Origin of the sequence: Acinetobacter sp. NIOH-H-8, assembly GCF_046635365.1 — a bacterium.
Taxonomy (GTDB): domain Bacteria; phylum Pseudomonadota; class Gammaproteobacteria; order Pseudomonadales; family Moraxellaceae; genus Acinetobacter.
On sequence record NZ_JBHDVN010000306.1, the window covers coordinates 1 to 404 of the forward strand.

Below are 404 nucleotides of genomic sequence, written 5' to 3' on the forward strand. Positions count from 1 at the left end.
ACTAAATTCTGGTGTCTCGCCACCATTGGCCTGGCGGCCACCTTCAGCCTGCCGCTGCCGGCCCTGGCAGCGATCGAGGAAGGCAAGCTGGTCGTCTGGATCAACGGCGACAAGGGTTACAAGGGCCTGGCCGAGGTCGGTAAGCGGTTCACTGCCGAGACCGGCATTCCGGGCGAGGTGGCCCACCCGGACAGCGCCACCGACAAGTACCAGCAGGCGGCGGCCACCGGCAACGGCCCGGACATCTTCATCTGGGCTCACGACCGTATCGGCGAGTGGGCCAAGAGCGGCCTGCTCACCCCGGTCACCCCCAGCGCCGAGACCAAGTCCGGGATCGCCGACTTCTCCTGGCAGGCGGTGACCTACGACCACAAACTGTGGGGCTACCCGATCTCGGTGGAAAC

General features: G+C 66.3%; 1 protein-coding gene. It reads left to right on the forward strand.

The features are described 5' to 3' along the window. On the forward strand, nt 1–404 hold a 404-nt coding region (locus ACEWB7_RS18370; RefSeq protein WP_411581145.1), incomplete at both ends, for an extracellular solute-binding protein.